This is a genomic window from Shewanella sp. LC6, assembly GCF_006385735.2.
GTDB lineage: Bacteria > Pseudomonadota > Gammaproteobacteria > Enterobacterales > Shewanellaceae > Shewanella > Shewanella xiamenensis.
The window spans coordinates 3764761-3788101 of sequence record NZ_CP043902.1 but is presented as its reverse complement, the minus strand read 5'-3'; the positions used below and the strand labels follow the sequence as shown (position 1 = coordinate 3788101).

General features: G+C 45.7%; 24 protein-coding genes and 2 pseudogenes. 24 read left to right on the top strand and 2 right to left on the bottom strand.

Going from position 1 to position 23341, the window contains the following annotated elements; translation table 11 throughout:
* The first annotated feature begins 190 nt into the window (after positions 1-190).
* The 12 genes and pseudogenes from FJD32_RS17020 (at position 191) to FJD32_RS16965 (ending at position 11576) form a co-directional block, all read left to right on the top strand.
* Positions 191-439, top strand: coding sequence for a hypothetical protein (locus FJD32_RS17020; protein ID WP_011788505.1), 249 nt, complete (start codon positions 191-193; stop codon positions 437-439).
* A gap of 9 nt (positions 440-448) precedes the next feature.
* Positions 449-2722: a dynamin family protein gene (locus tag FJD32_RS17015; protein WP_140906853.1), complete on the top strand. Its 2274-nt coding sequence runs from the start codon at positions 449-451 to the stop codon at positions 2720-2722.
* 19 nt (positions 2723-2741) lie between these two features.
* Entirely contained in the window at positions 2742-3260 is a 519-nt protein-coding gene (locus FJD32_RS17010; RefSeq protein ID WP_140906854.1) for a hypothetical protein, read from the top strand.
* A gap of 259 nt (positions 3261-3519) precedes the next feature.
* Positions 3520-3705 (top strand): annotated as a pseudogene (locus FJD32_RS17005) (IS4 family transposase); the annotation flags it as partial.
* Between the two features lie 88 nt (positions 3706-3793).
* The gene (locus tag FJD32_RS17000; RefSeq protein WP_011715680.1) at positions 3794-5407 is read left to right on the top strand and encodes an IS1634-like element ISShes12 family transposase; all 1614 of its coding nucleotides are present in this window, start codon (positions 3794-3796) and stop codon (positions 5405-5407) included.
* A gap of 16 nt (positions 5408-5423) precedes the next feature.
* A pseudogene (locus FJD32_RS16995) lies at positions 5424-6455 on the top strand (IS4-like element IS10A family transposase); the annotation flags it as partial.
* A 123-nt stretch (positions 6456-6578) separates the two neighbouring features.
* The gene (locus FJD32_RS16990; RefSeq protein ID WP_140907069.1) at positions 6579-6968 is read left to right on the top strand and encodes a cytidine deaminase; all 390 of its coding nucleotides are present in this window, start codon (positions 6579-6581) and stop codon (positions 6966-6968) included.
* Between the two features lie 11 nt (positions 6969-6979).
* Positions 6980-7588 carry a hypothetical protein gene (locus FJD32_RS16985; protein WP_140907070.1) on the top strand — a complete coding sequence of 203 codons (609 nt, stop codon included), beginning with the start codon at positions 6980-6982 and terminating at the stop codon, positions 7586-7588.
* Complete coding sequence (locus tag FJD32_RS16980) at positions 7585-8979, top strand: radical SAM protein (protein ID WP_140907071.1); 1395 nt, start codon at positions 7585-7587, stop codon at positions 8977-8979. The genes FJD32_RS16985 and FJD32_RS16980 overlap by 4 nt, the downstream gene beginning before the upstream one ends.
* Positions 8969-9670 (top strand): deoxynucleoside kinase, encoded by a 702-nt coding sequence (locus FJD32_RS16975; RefSeq protein ID WP_140907072.1) that lies wholly within the window; start codon positions 8969-8971, stop codon positions 9668-9670. The genes FJD32_RS16980 and FJD32_RS16975 overlap by 11 nt, the downstream gene beginning before the upstream one ends.
* On the top strand, positions 9667-10890 hold the full coding sequence (locus FJD32_RS16970; RefSeq protein WP_140907073.1) for a non-canonical purine NTP pyrophosphatase: 1224 nt from the start codon (positions 9667-9669) through the stop codon (positions 10888-10890). The genes FJD32_RS16975 and FJD32_RS16970 overlap by 4 nt, the downstream gene beginning before the upstream one ends.
* Positions 10887-11576, top strand: coding sequence for a class I SAM-dependent methyltransferase (locus FJD32_RS16965; protein ID WP_140907074.1), 690 nt, complete (start codon positions 10887-10889; stop codon positions 11574-11576). Before FJD32_RS16970 ends, FJD32_RS16965 begins: the two co-directional genes overlap by 4 nt.
* Positions 11577-11868: 292 nt before the next feature.
* On the opposite strand, the gene FJD32_RS16960 is transcribed toward FJD32_RS16965, so the two are convergent.
* Positions 11869-12471 carry a hypothetical protein gene (locus FJD32_RS16960; RefSeq protein ID WP_140907075.1) on the bottom strand — a complete coding sequence of 201 codons (603 nt, stop codon included), beginning with the start codon at positions 12469-12471 and terminating at the stop codon, positions 11869-11871.
* A 367-nt stretch (positions 12472-12838) separates the two neighbouring features.
* Between FJD32_RS16960 and FJD32_RS16955 the strand changes: the two genes are divergently transcribed.
* Complete coding sequence (locus FJD32_RS16955; RefSeq protein ID WP_140907076.1) at positions 12839-13165, top strand: plasmid-related protein; 327 nt, start codon at positions 12839-12841, stop codon at positions 13163-13165.
* A 97-nt stretch (positions 13166-13262) separates the two neighbouring features.
* Here FJD32_RS16955 and FJD32_RS16950 read toward each other — a convergent pair whose 3' ends face one another.
* Positions 13263-14366 (bottom strand): RNA-guided endonuclease TnpB family protein, encoded by a 1104-nt coding sequence (locus FJD32_RS16950; RefSeq protein ID WP_032479266.1) that lies wholly within the window; start codon positions 14364-14366, stop codon positions 13263-13265.
* Positions 14367-14495: 129 nt separating this feature from the next.
* Here FJD32_RS16950 and ssb point away from each other — a divergent pair, with 129 nt between their 5' ends.
* From ssb to FJD32_RS16895, 11 genes are all read left to right on the top strand, one after another.
* Positions 14496-14915: a single-stranded DNA-binding protein gene (ssb, locus tag FJD32_RS16945; RefSeq protein WP_000795986.1), complete on the top strand. Its 420-nt coding sequence runs from the start codon at positions 14496-14498 to the stop codon at positions 14913-14915.
* 79 nt (positions 14916-14994) lie between these two features.
* Positions 14995-15813, top strand: a complete 819-nt coding sequence (gene bet, locus FJD32_RS16940) for a phage recombination protein Bet (RefSeq protein WP_029628704.1) — start codon at positions 14995-14997, stop codon at positions 15811-15813.
* An 81-nt stretch (positions 15814-15894) separates the two neighbouring features.
* On the top strand, positions 15895-16038 hold the full coding sequence (locus FJD32_RS16935) for a hypothetical protein (RefSeq protein ID WP_000167275.1): 144 nt from the start codon (positions 15895-15897) through the stop codon (positions 16036-16038).
* 60 nt (positions 16039-16098) lie between these two features.
* Positions 16099-17115: a lambda-exonuclease family protein gene (locus FJD32_RS16930; protein ID WP_140907804.1), complete on the top strand. Its 1017-nt coding sequence runs from the start codon at positions 16099-16101 to the stop codon at positions 17113-17115.
* Positions 17116-17324: 209 nt separating this feature from the next.
* Positions 17325-18284, top strand: a complete 960-nt coding sequence (locus FJD32_RS16925) for an AAA family ATPase (RefSeq protein WP_140907806.1) — start codon at positions 17325-17327, stop codon at positions 18282-18284.
* On the top strand, positions 18284-19051 hold the full coding sequence (locus FJD32_RS16920; RefSeq protein WP_140907803.1) for a hypothetical protein: 768 nt from the start codon (positions 18284-18286) through the stop codon (positions 19049-19051). Before FJD32_RS16925 ends, FJD32_RS16920 begins: the two co-directional genes overlap by 1 nt.
* 98 nt (positions 19052-19149) lie before the next feature.
* The gene (locus FJD32_RS16915; RefSeq protein WP_140907802.1) at positions 19150-20103 is read left to right on the top strand and encodes a DUF3150 domain-containing protein; all 954 of its coding nucleotides are present in this window, start codon (positions 19150-19152) and stop codon (positions 20101-20103) included.
* Between the two features lie 61 nt (positions 20104-20164).
* Entirely contained in the window at positions 20165-20605 is a 441-nt protein-coding gene (locus FJD32_RS16910) for a hypothetical protein (protein WP_001192022.1), read from the top strand.
* Positions 20606-20674: 69 nt separating this feature from the next.
* Positions 20675-22330, top strand: a complete 1656-nt coding sequence (locus FJD32_RS16905) for a VWA domain-containing protein (RefSeq protein WP_140907801.1) — start codon at positions 20675-20677, stop codon at positions 22328-22330.
* Between the two features lie 84 nt (positions 22331-22414).
* Positions 22415-22912 (top strand): DNA repair protein RadC, encoded by a 498-nt coding sequence (gene radC, locus FJD32_RS16900; protein WP_000797298.1) that lies wholly within the window; start codon positions 22415-22417, stop codon positions 22910-22912.
* Positions 22912-23253: a hypothetical protein gene (locus tag FJD32_RS16895; RefSeq protein WP_001014426.1), complete on the top strand. Its 342-nt coding sequence runs from the start codon at positions 22912-22914 to the stop codon at positions 23251-23253. The genes radC and FJD32_RS16895 overlap by 1 nt, the downstream gene beginning before the upstream one ends.
* Positions 23254-23341: the final 88 nt, after the last annotated feature.

Here is a 23341-nt window from a genome sequence, read left to right as displayed (position 1 = left end):
TGGAATAACCATTGAACTTCTGAGAAAACATTACCCAACCTTGGAATTTGTATTCCTTGCGTGCTGAGCTGTACAGTTCTCAATTTACATTTCATGTAAAAAACTTAGACAAATAGGTCTGATGTGTTGACACGTTAGGCTTATTTGTCTAAATTGATGGTGTGTTAGTCATATTTGTCTAGAGGTTGGTATGGAAATGGAAGATAAAGCGAAAGTCGCTGGTGCTGTTGGTGGCCTCGGCGGTGTAGGTGGTTCAATTGGTGCCGTATCAGCGGCAGGTTCCGTTGCAGGTTTAAGCGCTGCTGGTGTCACTTCCGGTCTTGCCGCCATAGGTGGTGTAGTTGGTGGTGGAATGGTTGCCGGACTTGCAATTACTGCGGCAGCTCCATTGGCGATTGGTGCTGGAACTTACGGTATATACAAGTGGCTGAAATCATAGGTCTGAAAAATGAAACACGATGAACTAAATGAGCGTTTAAGAACTTTCTTAATTTCAAGCCGAGAAAATGCGGGTTTGTCCCAAAGTGATGTTGCTGCAAGATCTGAGGTTTTTGGAATTGGAAGAACACTGGATCAACGGGCTGTTTCAAGAATTGAAAGTCAACCAATGAATGCTGATGCAATTAAGATTGCTGGGTATTTATCAGCTGTTGGGATTCAGCCAAGCAAGTATTATGAAATTTTAACGGAATACACTTATAAAGAGGATGATTACATTATGTCAGAAGTTGGTGAGCAAACTATCAAAATTAAGGTAGAGGCAGCGAAGTCGCTTATTTCATCAGTGAAAGATAGTATCGATTGCTACAATCATGAATATATCGATTCAATAGGGCTTAAAAGTAAGGTTGAACAGCTTGAGGCTGTAGTAGATGGACTTAATAGAAAGCCTGTAATTGGATGTTTTGGTCATTTTGATGCAGGTAAGTCAACACTGATTAACACTGTTATCAATCAGTCATTGCTCCCGACCAAATACCAACCAGCAACATGTGTTGTTAATCTTCTTATGCACGAATCAGATAAGCCTAAAACAATTTCAGGAAATGTGGCTGTGTTTAAGAAGGGCTTTAAGCCGCATATGGTTCATTCACCAGTTGATGTCGAAAAATATTTAATTGAACAAGGTGGTTCAGAAATATTGGATAGATTAGGAGTACACAATCATGAAGATGATGTATTAAATGAGGCTTATATCGCAATTGTTTTTTCAGATTCCGAGATACTTCGTTCGGTTTGGTTGTTGGATACCCCAGGGGATCTTAACGGTTCAGATGAGTCTGATACTGAGAAGGCTCTCGGTGGTGTAGAACTTGCTGATGGTGTTGTTTTTGTTTCAAATCATACCGGGTTTTTCAAAGATAGTGATTTAGGGTTTGCATCAAATATCATCAGGCAGAGACCACCAGTGGATAAGGAGAAACCACTTGATCATTTAATGTTCATTCAGTCTCATTGTCACTCTGAAATAAGCAGGGATGATGTGGAAGCTGTAGGTCGTGTAACCTTCAAGAGAATTAAGAAGCAACTAGATAATTTAATATTTTCATCATGGATGGAAGATGGATTTATTACGCAATTACCAGAAAGTTCAGAACTAACAGCACGAGTTCAACCATTTTGGCGTGAAAATAATGACTATCGTAGTGATACATTGCGAAAAATCACTGAAATGGCTTCGTCTCTAACTTTGAACCAAGCATCAATAGTAGATAAGTATATTTCTAATATTCTAAAGAATATCGAAAATATGCTATTGAGTGAGATTGATAATCTAAAGAACAAGAAATCGGAGACTTTCGAAAGAATTAAGGAGGTCAACGAGAAGGATGCGCGATTTCGTGAGTTGTTTACTCAGTTGATAAAAGATTTTAACTCCCTCATTGAATCATGTAATAGCCACAAAAAACACGACTTGGATGTTATGAGTACCTATTACAAATACAATACTTCTGTTGAAGGTCTCGAAGAGCTTATCAATGACACCTATTCGGACAAGAAAGAGGCTCAATCTGAGTTAGGCAATTATATTGGTCAGCTTTTGACTACAAAATTAGAAAGCACATTAAAGACTAGTGGTAAAGCCGTATCGACGGAATTAGATTCTTTGTTGCTGAGATGGCAGGAAGCTGCCCCCACCATCTCAACTACAGGAATTGATACCCAAATATCTGGATTGGGTGCAGAGTTTAGTGCATTTAACTCGAGAGCGGCTTTTGTTGGAGGTCTTGCGGGATTAGGAAGTCTTGGAGCTATGGCATTATATGTATCGACTATAGCAAGTAATTTAGGTGCATATATTTTAGTTGGAAAGGCAGCTGGAGTATTGGTGTCTTTAGGGTTGGTTGGAAGTGTTACTACAGTAACTTCATTCGTTGCAGCCATCGGTGGCCCTATTACCATAGGTATTGCTCTTGCTGCGGCAATTGGTTACATAATATATCGACTAGCTGGTGGTAGTTGGCAAAAATCACTCGCAAAAAAAGCCGCAGAAGCAATTCGTAAAGAGTCGGTGTTTGATGACATAGAGAAAGCTGTAACTGAGTATTGGAATAGTACATCTAAGGCAATCAAAGCTGGTTTGGATGAGCTAATCATCAAAACTGATGAGTATATTGAAAATTTAAAGGCTGATGCGAAAGTTGAATATGATATTGATGAAGTTGATGTATGTGTCTCACTTATCGATGACACGTTATTAATTCTTAAGTCTAGCGACTAACTCTTGATGGGAGGTATTTATGGCTTGGTGGTTCGCTGCTCCTCTTGTTATATGGGGGGCAAAAAAAATATATGATGCTGTTACCGAAGATGATGAGCCATCATATAGCTCAAGTTCAAGTAGTACACTATCTTCTGCGAAGACTGCTCGTACAACGTTAAGGAAAAAACTCATACGAGAAGCAATACTTGAAAATAGGAAGTTTCTGATATCAAAAGCTTTTAGTTATAAAGAGTCAGAGACTGTGAAGATGGATGGCTCAAGTAAGGCCGATGCTATCTTGGACGTGTCCGGTTTTAATGTTGCTTTAGACAATCTTTCTAACACAATAAGGTTATTAAATCCTACCTATAGTGACAGCTGTAGGAAGATTGATGATTCGTTGTTGGTTTTCACAGATTTAAATGTAGAAGTCAATAATGTCGCAAAAAAGGCCGACGATGAATATGGTTCAATGGCAGGCATCGATCACTACAATGAATACGATAGATCCATAGATCCATTCGTAGCTAACTTGCAAAGTGAGCTTTCGAGATAGACACTGTTGAATTAGTACCGCTAATAAAATAGGGGTCGTGTCCCCTATTATTATATGATTTTTTGGATTGCCTTGTAAGGCGTTAATTCGGTTTTCGCAAGTAATTCCCATTCATCAACTGGGTCAATTAAAATCGAACAAGAAGGCAAAGTGCTGAAGAATCCCCTGATGATTTACAAATAAATCATCAAATTAGGGTGGAAGCGCATCTTGTTGCATGATCAAATGGTTTCGCTAAAAACTACACTTGGACAACAAGATGCGCGAAGCCAATATCCTACAACATTCTTTACACCAATACTGCCCAGAACTTCACCTAAAACGATTAAACAGCTTGATGCTGGCCTCTAAGGCACTGATTGAATGTAAGACACTGACCTTGACTGAGTTAGGTCGAAATTTACCAACCACGGCCCGAACCAAGCACAACATCAAGCGCATTGATCCGTCATTCCGCACCTAATTTTCGATTTAAAAAACTTGACGGCGATCGGTCATTCTGATCTATTACTCTCTTTTGCAGGTAATTCATCATGGCCGCTCCCGCTATCTCTATCCGTAACCTCGACCACCTTGGTTTGGTCGCTGCACTTTGCCAAGAACTCGGCATTGCTCGCATGATTGATGCGGTGCTACCCAAAACGCCGCCCTACAAAGTCTCACATGGTGAAGCGTTGGTGGCGATGATACTGAACGGTCTTGGCTTTCATAGTTCGACCTTGCACATGTTCCCGCAATTCTTTGCCAACAAGCCTGTAGAACGCCTGATTGGCCCGGGGATCTGTGCCGATGACCTCAATGATGATGTGCTCGGCCGCTGCCTTGATGCCCTCTTTGAGGCCGATGTCAGCACGCTTTATCAGGTGATGGCGGAGCAGGTCGTTGAACGATTGGGGCTCAAAAGTACTGCAGTACACCTCGATATCACCAGCTTCCACGTCGATGGCGCCTATGACCAAGCCGATGGCGAGCAGCTCGGTAAGTTGCAATTGGTACGGGGCTATAGCCGCGACCATCGGCCAGAGCTAAACCAGGTTATCCTGGAGCTTATCTGTGAAAATCAGGCCGGCCTGCCCATCTACATGCAAGCCTTGAGTGGTAATATTAATGATACCAAGGCCTTTGCCCAGACGGTACGGCGCCACTTGAGCAGTCTCAAGGCCGCGCAGGAGAGTCGTTATCTGGTCGGCGATGCGGCGCTGTATTGCGCCGACACCTTGCAACTACTGGCACAACAGCAACAGTTGTTCGTGACTCGTGTGCCTGTCACCCTCAATGAAGCCAAGCGAGCCGTGGCAACCATTGGCACCCAGTCGCTGGTTGCGCTGGGCAATGGCTATCATGGCTGTTGGCAAAGCGCCAATTATGCCGACGTCGCGCAGCGTTGGTTGCTGGTGCGCAGCGAACAGGCCAGCCACCGTGAGCAGCAAACATTAGCCAAAAACCTACTGAAAGACAGCACGCGTGAACTGAAAGCCTTCAACAAATTATGTGCCCAGCGTTTTGCCTGCGAGACCGATGCGCAGGCTGAATTAGCCCGTTTTGCTGTCAGCTTAAATCTGCTGCAACTAGAAGCAGAAGTCGTGAGTGAACCTATCTATGCAGGGCGCGGAAGGCCCCAAAAGGGTGAAATGCCGGTGAACTACCAATTTCACATCAAGGGGTTAGCCGCAAGTAGCTTGGCGCGGGTGGCTGAGGCGCGCAACCAGACAGGGGTGTTCATCCTCGCGACCAATGATCACAGTGAAACGCTCACCATGGCTGAGCTGTTGGCTACCTATAAAGCCCAGCAGAATGTCGAGCGTGGTTTTAGGTTTCTGAAAAGTCCCGAATTTTTAACCTCCTCGTTATATCTTAAAAAACCGGAACGTATCGAAGCGTTGCTGATGGTGATGACCTGTAGCCTGATGATTTATGCGGCGCTGGAGCACCGGATCCGGCAGGGCTTAGTAGAGCAGAACCGGAGTGTGGCGGACATGAAAAAGAAACCCACGCAAAAACCGACTGCGCGGTGGATTTTTTTACGCTTTGGCGGGGTGCACGAGTACCAGTTGGGAGAGGCGCCACCTCAAGTCACAGGACTCACAGTGGACCAGCAGATCATTCTCGACGTGTTAGGCGAACGGTATCGGCAAATTTATTCCTAAATCAGGTGCGGAAAGTCGGATTGATCGTTTGCTCGGCAACACGCATCTGCATCAAGAACGGTTAGCTGTCTACCAATGGCATGCCAGCCTCATCTGTTCTGGTAACCCTATGCCGATTGTGCTCGTCGATTGGTCAGACATCCGAGAGCATAAACGCATCATGGCTCTGCGCGCCTCAATAGCCTTCAATGGCCGCTCTATTACCCTGTATGAGAAGTCCTATCCCCTATCAGAACAATGCTCTAAGGCCTCCCACAACGGTTTTTTAGCGGACTTAGCCAAGATTTTACCTTTGCATGTTACCCCTCTCATCGTGACTGACGCGGGGTTCAAAGTGCCTTGGTACAAAGAGGTTGAGGCGCATGGTTGGTTTTGGCTAAGCCGTATTCGCGGTACAGTTCAATTTGCAGATATTGGCGCTGAAAATTGGCGTGCAGTTCGCAGTACACATGACTTGGCCAACGGTCAAGCGAAGAGCCTGGGTTGTAAGACCTTGACCAAAACTAACCCTATCAATTGCCATCTCACGCTTTATCGTAGCAAACCTAAGGGGCGTACAAATCAGCGTTCAACGAGGACTAATTGCCACCATCCATCGGCAAAAACGTACTCAACATCGGCGAAAGAGCCTTGGGTGTTAGCCAGCAATTTACCACCAGAATCTCGGAGCCCAAAGCAGCTGGTAAACCTGTACGCCAAACGTATGCAAATAGAGGAAACCTTTCGTGACCTCAAAAGCCCGGCATACGGCTTTGGCTTACGCCAAAGTCGTACCAACAGTCCAGAGCGATTCGACATCATCCTACTGATAGCGTTGATGGTTCAATGCCTGTTGTGGCTAGTTGGTTTACACGCACAGCAACAGGGCTGGGATAAGCATTTTCAGGCCAATACCATTGGGCATCGAACGGTACTCTCAACGATTCGCTTGGGATTGGAGGTACTCAGGCGGCCTGATTATCAAATCACGGAGAAAGAATTGCTGGCGGCCTGGGTATTATTCGCCAATCAGTTGCTCAAATATGGCTATGCTATGGCTGATTTATGAGGGGATCCTTCAGGGCAAAGTGCTCTTCGGTATCTAAGCCTGGTTAACTTTGAAAATCAAAATGTCGCTTAATGAAGTGTCTAGTATTGCTGGTGCAGATCAATTAACTAAGGGGGAGTTTCCTTGTCCTTTCAATTTAACGAGCTTTATGCGCAGGCAAAAAAGCTTGCTACTCCTTTTATCGCAAGCAAAAAAGCAGTGTCAGGTAATGTTGGCTGCGTATTGAGCACTCCTGATGGAAAAGTGTATAAGGGCGTAAGCGTGAATACACCATGCTCACTTGGATTTTGCGGTGAACATGCTGCAGTTGCAGCATTGATGGCAGATAGAAAGGCCGTCATACACTCTATTATTTCCGTTGATGATGATGGTGAGGTAATGCCTCCCTGTGGGCGTTGTAGGCAGTTGCTACTCTTCCTCCATGAAAATAATCAGAACACAAAAATTTATATCAACAATAACGGTGACTTCGTCACATTATCTGAACTCATGCCCTATTCTAAGGGTGCTTAAAAGGAGCACGGATGTACTCAATTAAAGAATCAACGATTGGCAAGGCGTGGATATCACTAGTAAAGCTGGTGCAAGATGAAGGGACTCCGTTAGCTAATGAGGGTATGGAGATCACTAATGTTGTAGTTCAGTTCGAGCATGATACTAATCAAATAGACTCTATTCTAGAGGAATTTGCTGATCAGAAAATGATCGAAAATATGGGCTTTGTTTTCTTCGGTCGTGGTGAGGACCGCCTTGGACATAGTTACAAAGATTTGATAATGGGACCGCTTGGGGAAAATGATTTCAGTGATGTCATCGCACTATTGAAAGAAAAGAACGTTTGTAAGAGAGCGACAATTACATTTAAACCTAAGGGGACTGGTAAGGTACCATGCCTTAATGTAGTCAATTTCATTGTACGAAATGATCAGGTGCAGGTAAGTTATTTTGCCCGGGGTCAAGATGCATATAAGAAGTTTTTTGCCGATGCAGTTGCTGTTGCAGAGATGCAGGGACTGGTAGCAAAAGAACTGTGCCTTCCTGTCGGTACTATTACCGGTTTTATAGCATCTGCCCATAATTACTTTGAAGACGCACCACAATATGAGGCGTTGCTACAGGAAAATAAGTCATGAAAATTCTTTTTGTCGTGCCGCGTTCCTTCAACAAGAAGCAGATGTATAAGGAATACCCACTAGGAGTGGGGATTTTGGCTACTCTCTGTCGTCAGAACGGGCATGAAACTCTTGTCTATGATGGGAATGTGGAAGATGGTGAAGGAGAGAATGTAGAGCATTGGGTGGAGGATTTTCAGCCTGATGTAATTTCGTTCTCGATCATTACACCAAACTATCCAGTTGCAAAGATGCAAGTGCTCAAGCTGAAAGAGATTTATCCATCTGCAATCTTTATTGCTGGTGGTTTGCATCCCACATTGTTCCCTGACTTGGTGCTTAAAGATGGTTACGACCTAGTTTGTCTTGGTGAAGGCGAAAGACGCTTCCCTATGATCATAGATGCAATTGAGAGTAAGGAAGGTTTCCATCACATTGATGGTGTGCTTTTCAAGGATGGTTCTACAATTTTCAATAACCCAATGACAGGAGAGCGTGTGGATTTAAACCGACTACCTTTCGTAGATCGTAATGTGTTCAACTTAAAACGGTATACGCACCACTCTTTGGTAGCCTCTCGTGGGTGTCCATATAAGTGCAATTTCTGTTGCAATTATTCAGGAACTATTCTTCAAAAAGGCTTGTCCGTTAGCCCAGCAGCTCGTGTACTCGACGAGCTTGAATACCTTGAAAAAACTTTTAATGCTAGTGTTGTGTTTTTTTGTGATGACATTTTCTTTGTAAAACGCAAGGAAATACTTAAGTTTTGTGCTGGTTACAAGGAGCGAGGTTTATCATTGAAATGGATCGGTCAAATGAGAGCCGACACATTGGACGATGAAATAGCAGTGGCTATGGCACAAGCTGGATGTCAGCGGCTTTATTTCGGCATCGAATCTGGCTCAGAGGAGGTGCTTGTGTCAACAAACAAGCGTTTGACCAAGGCACAGATGTTAGCAGGTACCAATGCCGCAAAAAAAGCAGGAATACGAGTGAAAACAGGATGGATATTTGGCCTACCAGGTACCTTGGCTGATCAAAAAGCTTCAATTGATTTTATGCTGAATATGCGGCCACATGAAATATCGATACACCAGCTGATACCCTTCCCCGGTACTCCATATTACGATTTACCAGAGCAGTTTGGTATTCGTATCAGGGATAAACTAGACTTCGAGAGTTTTTGTTATGGAGGGATCTCGGATAACATCCAGTTTGATTACCTAACTGAAGATCAGTTGATTGAACTCTATTTTGAAGCTGCCAAACGATTGGAAGCGGCTGGATATGTGGCCTCGGATAAAGCCAAGCTCGGCGATGAGTACCTGTATAGTACCCCGATCAATAAGAACTTCATGCCCGTATTTCGTAAGATTAGTTCCGAAAATAAGGAAAGATTAAATGCGGAATAACAACAGTCTCGAAGCCTTGGCTGGATTACTGTGGGAAAATCTGGCTTTGCCAGCGTTTCACTCAAGTGAGAGTCATACACCTGTATTAGCGCTTGAAGGTCATAATGGAGCTGGAAAATCTACGATTGCTACGCTGATATGTGAGTTCTTTAATAAAGATGTCCATCTAGGTGTGCCAGATTTGTTTCTTGCAGATGGTCGTAAATATAGGATGATCGCAGAAGCAAATTGGCAAAGTTCCGCACTTTATTTTCTGTCTGGCGTTATAGATAAAATTCGTGAACTTCGAATGCTAAGTCATCCCGAAGACTTCCACCTGATAGAAAGATCCTTATGGTCCACATTATCCTCTCATGCATCTGAAGATCCTGATAGATTAGCAAAGCTTGTAGCAGTCATCCATAAGATGGGTATAGAGTGTTGTGAGCCAGATTACACCATCGTTTTAACTGCTACTTTTGAACACTGTTATCAGCGGATTCAATTAAAAAAAAGTGAGGAGGAAAAAGCGCTGGATTTTTTGGTCACACATGAAGCTTATTATCTGAAAGAGGCATTGTTTTATCGCTGGTTGAAACAACAGAGACCTAAGAGGGTGTACGAAATTGACGTTACCGGCAGAGAGTCAGTAGATGTATTCCGCGAAGATATTCTTCCTATCTTGAGTAAGTTCAATGGGGAAAAACGGTGAGCATAAAATTATTGAGTAGCAACAACAGAAAATTTGCCTCATTGGAAGCTAAGTTGTCACAACTCGGTATAGAACTGCTGATCAAAGACCTAGATCTTGTGGAAGTTCAAAGCCAAGATGTTACTGAAACTGTCAAAGCCAAAGCCAAGTCTGCTGCCAAACTTCTCGGAGAGCCCGTGTTGGTGGATGATGTAGCCCTTTACCTCAATACTTACAACCAATATCCGGGTCCATTGGTCAAGCATATGATCGAAGGCATCGGTTTTGATGGAATTAAGGCATTGCTCAATGGAAAAGACAATTCTGCCATGATGGTATGTGCACTGGCGATTGATTGTGGGGATGTAGTGTTTAGCTACAAGGGGATAGTTAAAGGTCGCATAGATCTTGATGCAGAAATTGAAGATGAAAAGATGCTGCTCTCATCAATCTTTAAGTGTGATGATCAAGAGGCTCTTGGGATGCGCCATAGGGAGTTAGCTTTCGATAAATTAGCTAATGAGATACTGGCGATACGCGCAAGTATCGCTACAAAAAACGTTGACGCTGGAAAGCAGCCAGACGTATGCGATTTAACATCTGAATATAACTGCGTGTTCTGCCAGGAATTTGATTATGTAGAGACTTCTGTATTTGCCAATTTGGTAGGAGATGAGATAAAGAACCGTGTTGTCTATGAAGATGACGACTTTATCATCATTGTGCCAATTGGCCAGTTTGTAGAAGGAGGTTTATTATTGCTTTCTAAAGAGCATATCCATAGTTTCGCACATTTATCGGACGATAAATACCAAGCCTTAGAAGAATTAGTGGAGAAGATTAAACTGGCTGTAAAGGAGCACTGGGGTATCATGCCGATAGTATTTGAGCATGGACCTGCGATTGATAAAACTAAGGGAAGATGCTGCGTCGATCATGCCCACTTTAATATTTTCCCGATACCAGATGACACGGTGCACGATAACCTCAAGGACCGATATCCATATTCAGTAGGACATGTAAATGGACTGCAGTTGTATAAAGATCTAGAAGAAGGGTATCTCTATGTTGATTCGCCGATAACTGGAAGGCATGTGTACGATGGTAGTAATGTACCAAGCCAACTAATCCGCCGTTATATCACAAAACATATGGGGATTGCAGAGCGCTGGCATTGGCGCCATTACATGGGAGTCGATGAGATGAAAGCTACGCTTTCTAAGCTGGAGAATTTTAAGTGAGTAATGGTCTAAATCAATCACTATATGAAATATCAGATAGTTATAATGAATACGGTAATAGAGACATATCTACGATCGCTAATCGATGGGATGCGAAAGCAGATCTATGGGATGAACAACTTCGAAATGCATATAGTCATCTCAACCAGGACGGTGCTTACGAACAGTTTATTCTTGATGCTAAAGCATTACTGGAAACGTTCAACTGCAAATCAGTGCACTTATTGGAGATCGGGTGCGGCACGGCTCTGGTAGCAGAAGCGCTTCAAAAGCCAAGCGTAACTATAACAGGCTTAGATATCAGCGAAATGATGCTCAAGAAGGCTAGAGAAAAAAGAATTCTCAACGCATCCTTTCATAATGCAGATGTATTTGCATTACCTATAGCTGGTATACCAAAAGCTGATCTGGTCTTAAGCCGCGGTATCCTGCTATCTCATTATTCAAAGCATGATGCCTGTATAATGTTCAGGGCGATAAGGAACTGCTGTAAACAGAAAGCCTCTGTTGTTATGTTAGATTTTCTTAATGTTGAAGCTTCTGATCCAAATCATCACCGTCCTGGCAATAAAACTTACTATCATCCAAATGAAATAGCGGAAATGGCTCGTAAAGCTGGCTTTAAAAGTTGTCGATTCACTGGAACGCATAAACATCGTAGCAGGTGCACTATAATAACACTTTGAAAAGTTATGTTCCTTTTAACGTAACTATTCACCCGTGAGCTATTGACACCATTTATACCAAGACGGGAGGACGCCTCAGCTTTTACAACACTTTTGAATGATTGGTTCACTACCATATATTCGGCGTCTAAATAGGCTATTTTACCCGCGCCATGATGTAAATCCGAAACCTATCACTACATCGGCATTTAATACCTTGGTCAAGTCAAGCTACTATGTAGTGTGGCCTGTTGAAGTTGGTCAATAATGAAGAGCCCCTTCGAGAGGGGCTGGTTGATGGGAGCCTAGTTGGCTAGTTGGCGGGGTTATCTGTTTCCTCTTCAGTGATATCGTCATCGGTAGAAGGCACCGCTTGTTCAACTTCAGCTTGTTTACCCTTAGCTTTGGCTGATTTTCGTGCTCGAATTTCGATATCAATAATGCGTCGCGCCAGTTTGATGATGCGCTGTTGCCATGCGTAGTTACCATCAACACGTTGCTTATTGCTAAGCACGCTAGACAACCAGAGTGTGTCCATTGAGATCATCAACGCATCGAGTTTGCGAACTAAGCCGACAAACTGGCCAACCTGAGGCGAGCTGATTTTGGCGTTGAAGGTAATCGGGTCGGTGTAGTCAGGTACTTCATCGATGCCGTTGGACTCCATCAGTTTGTCCAAACGAGCTTGTTCGTTGTCTACCGCTTTAGCGCAATCCTCGATCAACTGGCTAATGATCTGTTCCACTTCATCAATTTCGTTCTCATCGCCAATGATGCGCAGGATGACATCAATTCCGTAAAGCGCACTGACCGTCCGTCTAAAAACACGGTCAACGACACGTTGCGCCTGTAAGCTATTAATTGTGAATGATTGTTCAAAGATGGGTTTTGAGTAATTGGGTTTTGCTTGGGCCATAAGTTTGCTCCTGATATGACATTAATCAGTCCCTAGCCTAATCCTCTGTGAGGTAATGGCCTTTCAGCTAGGTGGAAGAATTGAGCATCTTTCTAACTATCCTGTCTGGATAAGACGGTTACACTGACTATCAAATATTGCTGATCTGTTTCAGTAATATCTGCGCCTGAGAGCATGAGCTCAAAGGAAGCCCGCCGCTGAGTATTCTCAGTGGTACTAAGAGGTAGCTAGCCTCCTTAAACAAATAGCCTGCATGTTTTTACATGCTCAACCATGCGTTCCTTACGGTTCGCCTTTTCATCACCCAACTGGGGGAGTTTTCCCCAGTTGGGGGGGACTCCTTCAAAACCAAATTAAGGAGTCACCAATGGAATATATCTTCGGATTTATTATCCAAGTCGCAGGCATTATGTTGCTTGCAAAACTGAGCTGGTCGCTTTTGCGATTGGTTGCTCGTCAAAGCGTGCGCCCGTTTCGATTTGTACTTACTCAAATCAAGCGATTGCTCACACCAACACCAAAACGTCGTCCAATGGCAGTGCCTAAAGCTCCTGGTATGCCCCGTTTGACATCTACGTTTTACAAAGAGCCACATCAGTACGACATGGCTTTACTCGAAATACCAACCTATCTGCGTCGTCAGTCTTCTTTGCCCAGCAGGGTAGAAGCGACTGTGTGCACAGAGTTCAACTAAGACGAGGAGAACATCTTGACTGCTCCCCTCCCTAAAGGAAGGGGATTCTTGTTTCAAGGCGTTATGCCCGAAGTTCATTAGAACAATCGGGACTTACTTACGCTCCACAAGCTAACACCGCTTGCCCAGCGGCTTTGATATTAATAGCGGCATTGGTATCACGGTCTAAGCGCGCTTCACACGCTGGACAAGTCCAATGCCTTATATGTAACGGTAGAGAATCAACTACGTGACCACAGCAATTACAACGCTTACTAGACGGATACCACTTGTCAATCTGGACAAGTGTTCTGCCGCGCCATTCTGCTTTGTACTCAAGCTGCCTAACCATTTCGCCCCAATTGGCGTCACCAATGGCCTTAGCAAGTCGCGGATTCTTGACCATGTTTTTAACGCTCAAACTCTCACAGCTAATCACTTGGTTTTCGTTTATCAACGTAGTGGTGAGTTTGTGGGTAAAGTCGCGGCGGCAGTCGGCAATCTTCGCCTGAATGCGAGCAACTTTGATTCTGGCTTTGTGGAAGTTGGCCGTTCCTTTCTTCTTCTTGGAAAGGCGGCGTTGCGCCTGAGCCAATTTCTTCTCGTACTTTGCAGTATGGCGGGGATTGCCAGATTTAAACCCGTCAGCGGTAATCACAAGGTCGGTCAAACCCAAATCAATACCCGTTGTCTTTTTGGTAACAGGCAGTGGTTTAGGCTCGAAGCGGCACAGCATAGACACGAAGTAGCGGCCTGCACTGTCTTTCGAGATAGTGACGGTAGTTGGTTCGCTAGGAAGTTCACGCGACCAGCGAATATCAAGCGGCTGTTTGGACTTGGCAATGTAGATATTGCCATCTTTGAACTTAAACGCCGACTTCGTGAATTCTGCGCTTTGCTTGCTGCGCTTCTTCTTAAAGGCTGGATACTTCGCCCTTCCTTCAAAGAAGTTCTTAAACGCAGTTTGTTGATGGCGCAAAGATTGTTGGAGCGGTACACACGACACGCTGTTAAGCCATTCAAACTCAGTTTGCTTCTTGAGTTCGGTCAGCTTAGAGCTTGCCGTGTTGTAGTTAACCTTTTTGCTTTCGTTGTAGAAAGCGTCGGTACGCCATTTAAGGATCGCGTTGTAAACGAAACGCACACAGCCGAAAGTCTGCGCAAGCAATTGAGCCTGTTCAGTCGTTGGGTAAAAGCGTTGTTTAATAGCGATCTCTTTCATAGTTCACAAGAATACAGTTGTTTTTGTGAAAGTAAATATTAACATTAACCAATCGGGTAGTTTTTGCTTCTTCGGAGCAACCGCTATCCCTCCTCGCCCTAGAAGGACGGGGTTTCTCGCGGGATTTAGATGAAAAACCAAGTAACACTCATAGGCTACGTTGGCTCTGAGCCAGAGACGCGAGCCTATCCATCAGGTGATTTAGTGACCAGCATTTCGCTGGCCACTTCTGAGAAATGGCGCGACCGTCAATCCAATGAGCTCAAAGAGCATACGGAATGGCATCGGGTCGTTTTTCGAGATCGAGGTGGATTTAAGTTAGGGCTCAGGGCAAAAGATTTAATCCAAAAAGGAGCGAAGCTTTTTGTTCAAGGCCCTCAGCGCACGCGTTCATGGGAGAAAGATGGCATTAAGCATCGATTGACCGAAGTGGACGCGGACGAGTTTCTGCTTCTTGATAGTGTGAACAAAGCATCTGAGCCATCACCGGCGGATGATGCGGGCTCCCAAACTAATTGGGCACAAACATATCCTGAACCAGATTTTTAACCGAGCGATAACGCTTTAACCCAGCCGGGAGTACTTTCCCGTCAGGGGCAGACTCCCACTTTGATTGTCGGAGTCCAAAATGGAAAAACCAAAGCTAATCCAACGCTTTGCTGAGCGCTTTAGTGTCGATCCAAACAAACTGTTCGATACCCTAAAAGCAACAGCATTCAAGCAACGTGACGGTAGTGCACCGACCAATGAGCAGATGATGGCGCTCTTGGTGGTTGCAGATCAGTACGGCTTGAACCCTTTCACCAAAGAGATTTTTGCGTTCCCTGATAAACAAGCTGGAATTATTCCAGTGGTAGGTGTCGATGGATGGTCTCGCATCATCAATCAACACGACCAGTTTGATGGCATGGAGTTCAAGACTTCAGAAACCAAAGTCTCCCTGGATGGCGCGAAAGAATGCCCGGAATGGATGGAATGCATTATCTATCGGCGCGACCGTTCGCACCCAGTCAAAATCACTGAGTACCTGGATGAAGTCTATCGACCGCCTTTTGAAGGTAACGGCAAAAATGGCCCTTACCGTGTGGATGGTCCATGGCAGACGCACACTAAGCGAATGCTAAGGCATAAATCCATGATCCAGTGTTCCCGCATTGCGTTTGGCTTTGTGGGAATTTTCGATCAAGACGAAGCGGAGCGAATTATCGAAGGCCAAGCAACACACGTTGTTGAGCCATCTGTGATTCCACCCGAGCAAGTTGACTCACGAACCCGAGGGCTTGTTTACAAGCTTATCGAGCGGGCGGAAGCTTCAAACGCATGGAATAGTGCATTGGAATATGCCAATGAACATTTTCAAGGTGTTGAACTGACGTTTGCGAAACAAGAAATATTTAATGCACAGCAACAAGCAGCCAAAGCGCTCACACAGCCTTTAGCTTCTTAGCGCCACGCATTCATTTTACGAACCCTGGCGGGATTATTCTCCCGTCAGGGGGAAGGTCTCGTCTTTTTTTGGAGATCTTCCATGACTAAATCAGCCTCACTTTTTCGCTTGGTATTGGTTGTTGCCCTTGTCGTAGGTTCGATTCAAGCCGGTAAAGCGGCAATTGATTCGGTTCAAGCAAGTGTTGTTCAGCACCAAACAGCGTTAGCACAAGCTGCAAAGTAACCACTTAACCCTGAAGGGGAGTTCTCTCCTTCGGGGGAGTCTCCCCTCAAAGGAGGCAATATGAAGGTTATCGACCTATCACAGCGTACTCCTGCATGGCACCAGTGGCGCATTGCAGGGGTTACGGCATCTGAAGCCCCAATTATTATGGGGCGTTCACCCTACAAAACACCTTGGCGATTATGGGCAGAAAAAACCGGATTCGTATTACCGGAAGACCTGTCGAATAATCCAAATGTGCTTCGCGGTATACGGTTGGAGCCTCAAGCAAGGCGAGTATTTGAGAATGCGCATAATGACTTTCTTCTGCCGTTATGTGCAGAAGCCGATCATAACGCAATCTTTCGAGCCAGCTTTGATGGCATCAACGATGCGGGCGAACCCGTTGAACTGAAATGTCCTTGCCAGTCAGTTTTTGAGGATGTGCAAGCTCACCGAGAACAAAGCGAGGCGTACCAGTTGTATTGGGTGCAAGTACAGCATCAAATACTGGTCGCCAATAGCACGCGAGGTTGGTTGGTATTCTATTTTGAGGATCAACTGATTGAGTTTGAAATACAACGAGACGCGGCGTTCTTAACTGAGTTGCAAGAAACAGCGCTTCAGTTTTGGGAGTTAGTACAGACCAAAAAAGAACCGTCAAAATGCCCTGAGCAAGATTGTTTTGTTCCCAAGGGTGAAGCCCAATACCGTTGGACATCGCTGTCTCGACAGTATTGCTCAGCACATGCCGAAGTGGTCCGACTGGAAAATCACATTAAATCTTTGAAAGAGGAAATGCGAGACGCTCAGTCAAAATTGGTCGCTATGATGGGTAACTACGCTCATGCCGACTATGCTGGGGTCAAACTCAGTCGCTACATGATGGCGGGCACGGTGGACTATAAGCAATTGGCCACCGATAAGTTAGGCGAGCTGGATGAACAGGTTTTAGCCGCTTACCGAAAATCGCCACAAGAACGGTTGCGCATCAGCACCAATAAGCCAGATCAGCCCGTTGAAACACCAATCAAAATCAGTCTTGAGCAAGAAAACTTGGTTCTGCCAGGTGACTCGCCGAGCTCATTTTACTTTTAACGTTCACTTGGAGCCGATTTCGGCTCCTTTCTCATGCGGTTACATCGAGTGCATCAGAAAGCAGTTTCACTCGTAGCCAATGCTGGGTACGAATGATAGAGCGAGCTGAACTCTTACATACACAGCCATACCACAATCAACATACCACCCGACGGGGACTTCATTCCCTGTTGGGGCATGAGGCCTCGTCAAAACAGATGAGGTTTACCATGACTGAACAATCCCCATTTTTGGTTCAAGTGAATCAAGCGTTTAATGTCCCGGCTCCTGATGCTTTCGTTCTGGAAGGATTTAGTGCCGACACTACCCATCCAAACATTCCCGTTCGCAAGGACGAGTATGTTTTTAGAAAAGAAGACTTACGTGACGTATTGGCGTTCTTGTCTCACCCAGACGGTGACGGTTTGTATATTACAGGCCCCACCGGATGCGGTAAGACCTCGCTAATTTGCCAAGTTGCTTCTCGATTGAATTGGCCTGTTCAGCAAATTACTGCACACGGTCGATTGGAGTTGTCCGATCTTATCGGTCACCACACGCTGGTTAATGGCAACATGACCTTTGTGTATGGACCGCTGGCACTGGCTGTAAAGCATGGCCATTTGCTGATCATTAATGAAATGGATCTTGCTGAGCCTGCTGAACTGGCTGGGCTCAATGACATTTTGGAAGGTGCCCCGTTGGTCATCGCACAAAATGGCGGTGAGATCATCATGCCACACAACAAGTTTCGTTTTATCGCTACCGGCAACAGTGCGGGCAGCGGTGACCAAACGGGCTTGTATCAAGGCGTGCTTCAACAGAATTTGGCTTTCCTTGATCGCTTTAGAATCATTGAAGCGACCTATGCAGAACCATCTGTAGAGGAAGCCATTCTGGAGAACGTTGCGCCGGGCTTACCAGAAGTCTTTCGCCAAAAAATGGTGAAAGTAGCCGGTGACATTCGCCGTCTTTTTATTGGGGGCGTGGATGGCGGTGCTGAGCTTAGTATCACCATGTCCACTCGGACCTTGGTGCGCTGGGCAAAGTTAACACTTGCTTTTAAAGGCGCTCCTAACGCAGTGGAGTATGCACTGGTTCGGTCTTTGACGGCTCGTGCTGAGTTGGAGCAACGTGAAGCCATTCACCGTATTGCCGCTGATGTCTTCGGTGACCACTGGGAGGATTGATGATGGAAAAGTGCTTTGCTCTTTACCGTTACAGTCATTCTGATGGGACAGCCAAAGAATGGGCCATTTACGTTGGATCAGATACCCAGGAGATTGAAGTTCGGTTTGGAAAAGCTGGTCAATTGTCGCAGCAGCGATTGATTGATTCGACTGATCCTAACGCTGAAGCAGACCGAAGAATCAATGAGAAAATCAACAAGGGTTATCTATTTGTTGGACAAGTCGGCATTGATCATCAAGGGCGGCCATTTGAACTCTCAAATGCGCTAGATAGCGTCGCGCGCGCCAATAACGTCAGTTGGGAGTTTCGTACTCGCAAGGACGTCAATGGCCAAATATCGCTGGCGCAAAAAGCGTTGTTCGATATGGCAAAGCTGCTTGAAGCCTATGGCTTGGCTGTTATTGATGATAACCAGGTCAGGATTGGAGAATGGTCATTAGGGTTTTGCAAAAGCGGATTACCTAGTACCAATCAAATCAGCATGGTGTCAGGTGAAGGCGCTGGCATTGTTAACACTGATGATGGCCCGTGGCCATTGTTGCTGTTACTGGCCTTTAAGCGTCAATTACCACCACTGTGTTCGCTTACAGTAGCGAGTCCTGAAGGGATAGAAGTATCCGACCAACTGAAGTTGGAAAAAGATGTATTGCGGTTGCTAGGCAGTGATTTAGAGCGGGTTCGCCCGATTGCTGAAGCACTGGACTTAATGCCTGCGAAAATCGATCTCAACCAATCGTCGCCTGATTCGCAAAATTACTATTTTTGATAGTGATGTTGCCATTAGCGCGTCAACTACTACCACCCAAACGGGGGCCATTGCTCCTGTTGGGAGTGGTGCGTCCCCATCTCGCATGAGGATGCACTATGAGTATTCAAACCCTCGACAAACTCTTGATTTGTCACATCGACTGTTCCATCTGGAGCGGTAGAAAAAAACTAAGGCCTGAAGATTTCAGACTAGCCAATGGCAGCCAACTTCCACCGAAGGATGTTGCCAGCTTAGGGAGTAAAAAAATTTGCGACCCTGAGGCATTGGCGAACTTTGAAAGGCTTAAGAAAGAAGCGCAACGCTTGTGTGAGCAAGTCGGTGTGCGGTTTTTAGGTGGCTATGCCGTCCCTGAAGACCGAATTGATCAGATTGTTCCAGAGCTTGACCGGATCGGTCAGGAGTTTGCGCAGTGCAAGCAGTTGTTCTTGGACAACTATGATCAGGTGACTTTTGATTGGGTTGCAAAACACCCGGAATTTGCAGATGCAATCCGGCGTGCGCTGTCACCCATCGAAGACGTGAAACAACGGCTTCAGTTCGATTATGCCATCTATCGAATGCAACCGGCTGATCAAGCTGGCGGCTTAGATGACAAGGTCAATGGTATGGGACAGACCCTCTTTAGGGAGGTAGCTCGTGATGCCAACGAACTGTTTGAGCGCTCCGTTGCAGGTAAGAATCAAATCAGTCAGCGAGCCCTTAACCCTCTCAAACGGTTAAGAGACAAGTTGGATGGTTTGTCATTTCTGGATCATCGAGTTCAGCCGATGGTTGAAGCGATGGACAATTTATTTGTTCGTCTGCCGAAGACCGGCCCTGTGACAGACAATCTCTATCACGAACTAATGGCGACCATTTTAATTTTGTCTGATCCAGACAAGATGAGAATGCACGGTGAAGGTCAATTGGATATCAGACAACTGATGCCCAAACCTGAACCTAAACCCGCACAGCCAGTATCTGCTCAGGCAGATAACTTGCGTGCAATACCCCAACCAACCGTCAGACCAAACCTTGGTTCGACTGTACCAAACTCATTTTATTTCTAACGTCCTTGAGGGCATGTTGCCCTGAAGGGCGCATGTCCTCTGAACTATGTAAGAGGAAATTATGCAATCAACCATCCATAACCCCAGCCAACTGAACCAGTTTGAACCGCATTTTCGTGGTGTGACTGATGCTGTTGAAAGTGAATCGATACCAGAAGTGGCGTGTTGTCGAACGTTAGTACAACGGTCGTACTCAACACATAGTGTCGTGATCCCCAAGAACCCTGTGCTGATCGCAGATGCGGACGCACAAGGTGTTTGGGTAACGGCCATGGTATTTGTTCCAAACATGGCATTGCAGCAAACCGCTCACGAGCGGGCCTGGCTGCAATATCAACACGAGGTGTCTACTCAGTTACAAGACCAGTACGGTCTGACATTGGATGACATCCTGAGTTTAGACCAGCTTAAAACGTCATTTGAGCAGCACGAGAGTCCAGCTGAATTGGTGGCTTGGTTAGGTCAAAAATACGACCTAGATAAGCTAAAAGCACAGGTTTAAACACTTACATTCCCAGCGGGGAAACGCTCCCGCTGAAGGAGTATTCCCCCTAATGATTAGGAGACTCCCATGAATCATCCATTAAAAAACGCACTGCCAATCGTTGCCGCCGCTTATGGCGAAAAGTTTGGTGTGAAGGTGCTTATTCAAGGACAAGATGCGTTTACCGATGGTGAGCGGATTGTGATCCCAACAGCAAACCCAGACGACCCACACTATCAACAGATAGCTTGGGGTTATCTGGCTCATGAAGCGGCGCATATTCGGCATACCAATTTTGACATGGTGCAGAAGGCGTCGTCCAAGCCGATCCGTAAGGCACTTCTCAATATCATTGAGGACGTTCGCATTGAAAACGAATTGGCAAAGGATTACCCCGGAACCCGGCGCAGTATTTTGCAAGTGATTGAGTACATGGTGGACACACAGCAAATGTGTGTACCTGAACAGCCTGAGCCTGCATCTAACTTGCAAGCCTGGTTGTTGTTCCGCTTGAGATGCCATTTTCTGGGCCAGAAAGCGCTGACGCCTTTGTATCAAGCAGTCGATGAAAGAGTGAGACAACTCTTTCCTGCCGCAGCGATGAGCCGGTTAAGCGCCATGCTGACAGCAGTGCCTAGCCTGGCGTCTACAGGTGAAGTGCTAAAACTTGTCGATGCCATCGTTGCCATGTTGGAAGAAGAATCTCGTTCACCACAGGATGAGTCGGATGCTGATAGCGGTAATGACATTGGACAAGAGGCGAGTAATGACAGCAATAACAGTAGTGACAGTCAAACCCCGGAAGCAGACTCGTCTGCAATGGGGGATGCTGCTGAAACGGGGGATTCAGATAACTCTGATCAAGCTGACAATTTGCGACAAGCCTTAGAGGCCAGTGCCGCTCAGTTTGAACCCGATACCTTTGTCCAAGTGGCAGAAGTGTTGTCGGAACAAGCTGAAGGACATCAGGGCGTCACTCCACTCAGTTTGCCCCAAGCAGAGCAGGCTATGTTGGGTGATGAGGCCATTTTGACCTTATCGGCGTCTGAGTCCGCTCAAATTCGAGCCAGGCTTAGGGGCATGGTTCAGTCCAGTCAGGACAATCGGAATCATGCCAAACGGCACGGTCTTCGAGTTGCAACCCATCGTCTTGCTGCCTCACAAGCAGGTGAATCGAGATTGTTTATTCAAAGGCAGCCGCGCATTGCGCCTAATGCTGCTGTGCACTTGCTTGTCGATATATCGGGCTCAATGGGTAAGCCAATTGGCGAAGGTAATCGCAAGTACTTTCATGTTGCCAATGAAGCCGCTTTGGCTTTGGCCATGGCATTGGAAGGTATACCGGGTGTTGTATCTGCGGTCAGTTATTTTCCTGGTATTCATCAGGAAGTTTCTATCGCGTTATTGCCCAAGCAATCGGTTCGACATCGGGCCGCCTGTTTTGACCAAAAACCACGAGGTTGTACGCCTATGGCACAAGCGATGTGGTTTGCGGCAAACAGTTTGTTAGCACAAAAACAGAAGCGAAAGCTAATGATAGTGCTAACGGATGGTGATCCAGATGATTGGGCTGCTACGCATGACATTGTTGACCGGTGCAGACGCAGTGGCTTTGAGCTACTGGGGATCGGGATTCAAACACGCAGTGTTGAGAGATTCTTTCCACAAAGCATCGTGATTAACGACGTCAAAGATCTAAAGCGTGAGTTATTTGAAGTAACACAACAACTGTTAATTCAGTAACCACATCAATTTTACCACCCTGCGGGGACGATTCCGTCCCCGTCTGGGCATGGGTTCGTCTCCGCTTTTTTTTGGGAGACTCCTATGAAAAACAGAAAGTTCTTAGCTGGCGAAGAAGCCGGTACTTATATCGTTCCTGAGCAAGTGACTGAAGCGGATATCTTAGATATGGCGCTTAAGCTTGCCCGTGGTCGATTAAGTAAAGGTCGCAAAATTGAACAGCCATCGTCGGCGTTCTCATACCTGCAAACACTGATGCACGAGTATGAGCACGAGGTTTTTGGTGTGCTGTTTCTTGATACAAAGCATCGCGTCATTCGATTTGAAGAGTTGTTCAAAGGCACTTTAGATGCGGCGAGCGTGTATCCAAGGGAAGTAACAAAACGAGCGCTAGAACTTAATGCGGCAGCAGTGATATTGGTTCATAACCATCCATCGGGTGATCCTGAGCCAAGTGAAGCTGATAAACGCATTACTCATCGACTCCGTGACGCCTTGTCACTTGTTGATATTCGAACGCTTGACCATGTTGTGGTCGCATCCGAGGGCTGCGTTTCGCTTGCCGAACGCGGTTATCTTTAATGAATGGGCGCATTGCCCATTCTCCTACATCACAAAAGCATTCCCATCAGCACACATCAGCACAGCTCGAATTTCTATTTGAGTTTGATGATGCCCCTATCACTTGGTCTGACACGGAAATCTGGCAGTTACGCGAAGGCATTCTATTGGATGCGATCCGTGTATTGCTAGACGGTCGTGTCAGTACTCGATTGCGAAAGGATGTGTTGTCGTGGATTCAAAATGACGAATTAACGCCATTTTGCTTTCGTGTTTGCGCAATGGCTGCGGTTGTCGATCCTGATGTGCTTCGTGACTCCATCATGTGGCTATTAAGACGACATGGTATCCAGCTTGACTAACGTTCCTGTATTAACCGAACGGCTAATGCAGGACCTAAGCTGACTTTTATCACTTGTGGTAGGAGTCGGCTTTTTACTTAAGGAGGTT

Bases quoted from the DNA above. Each gene is read 5' to 3' on its own strand.
- FJD32_RS16925 (WP_140907806.1), top strand. From the start codon at position 17,325: ATGACTGAACAATCCCCATTTTTGGTTCAAGTGAATCAAGCGTTTAAT.
- FJD32_RS16950 (WP_032479266.1), bottom strand. From the start codon at position 14,366: ATGAAAGAGATCGCTATTAAACAACGCTTTTACCCAACGACTGAACAG.
- FJD32_RS16905 (WP_140907801.1), top strand. From the start codon at position 20,675: ATGAATCATCCATTAAAAAACGCACTGCCAATCGTTGCCGCCGCTTAT.
- ssb (WP_000795986.1), top strand. From the start codon at position 14,496: ATGAAAAACCAAGTAACACTCATAGGCTACGTTGGCTCTGAGCCAGAG.
- FJD32_RS17015 (WP_140906853.1), top strand. From the start codon at position 449: ATGAAACACGATGAACTAAATGAGCGTTTAAGAACTTTCTTAATTTCA.
- FJD32_RS17010 (WP_140906854.1), top strand. From the start codon at position 2,742: ATGGCTTGGTGGTTCGCTGCTCCTCTTGTTATATGGGGGGCAAAAAAA.
- FJD32_RS16910 (WP_001192022.1), top strand. From the start codon at position 20,165: ATGCAATCAACCATCCATAACCCCAGCCAACTGAACCAGTTTGAACCG.
- FJD32_RS16975 (WP_140907072.1), top strand. From the start codon at position 8,969: ATGCGGAATAACAACAGTCTCGAAGCCTTGGCTGGATTACTGTGGGAA.
- FJD32_RS16920 (WP_140907803.1), top strand. From the start codon at position 18,284: ATGATGGAAAAGTGCTTTGCTCTTTACCGTTACAGTCATTCTGATGGG.
- FJD32_RS16930 (WP_140907804.1), top strand. From the start codon at position 16,099: ATGAAGGTTATCGACCTATCACAGCGTACTCCTGCATGGCACCAGTGG.
- bet (WP_029628704.1), top strand. From the start codon at position 14,995: ATGGAAAAACCAAAGCTAATCCAACGCTTTGCTGAGCGCTTTAGTGTC.
- FJD32_RS16955 (WP_140907076.1), top strand. From the start codon at position 12,839: ATGGAATATATCTTCGGATTTATTATCCAAGTCGCAGGCATTATGTTG.
- FJD32_RS16960 (WP_140907075.1), bottom strand. From the start codon at position 12,471: ATGGCCCAAGCAAAACCCAATTACTCAAAACCCATCTTTGAACAATCA.
- FJD32_RS16895 (WP_001014426.1), top strand. From the start codon at position 22,912: ATGAATGGGCGCATTGCCCATTCTCCTACATCACAAAAGCATTCCCAT.
- radC (WP_000797298.1), top strand. From the start codon at position 22,415: ATGAAAAACAGAAAGTTCTTAGCTGGCGAAGAAGCCGGTACTTATATC.
- FJD32_RS16915 (WP_140907802.1), top strand. From the start codon at position 19,150: ATGAGTATTCAAACCCTCGACAAACTCTTGATTTGTCACATCGACTGT.
- FJD32_RS16985 (WP_140907070.1), top strand. From the start codon at position 6,980: ATGTACTCAATTAAAGAATCAACGATTGGCAAGGCGTGGATATCACTA.
- FJD32_RS16935 (WP_000167275.1), top strand. From the start codon at position 15,895: ATGACTAAATCAGCCTCACTTTTTCGCTTGGTATTGGTTGTTGCCCTT.
- FJD32_RS17020 (WP_011788505.1), top strand. From the start codon at position 191: ATGGAAATGGAAGATAAAGCGAAAGTCGCTGGTGCTGTTGGTGGCCTC.
- FJD32_RS16980 (WP_140907071.1), top strand. From the start codon at position 7,585: ATGAAAATTCTTTTTGTCGTGCCGCGTTCCTTCAACAAGAAGCAGATG.
- FJD32_RS17000 (WP_011715680.1), top strand. From the start codon at position 3,794: ATGGCCGCTCCCGCTATCTCTATCCGTAACCTCGACCACCTTGGTTTG.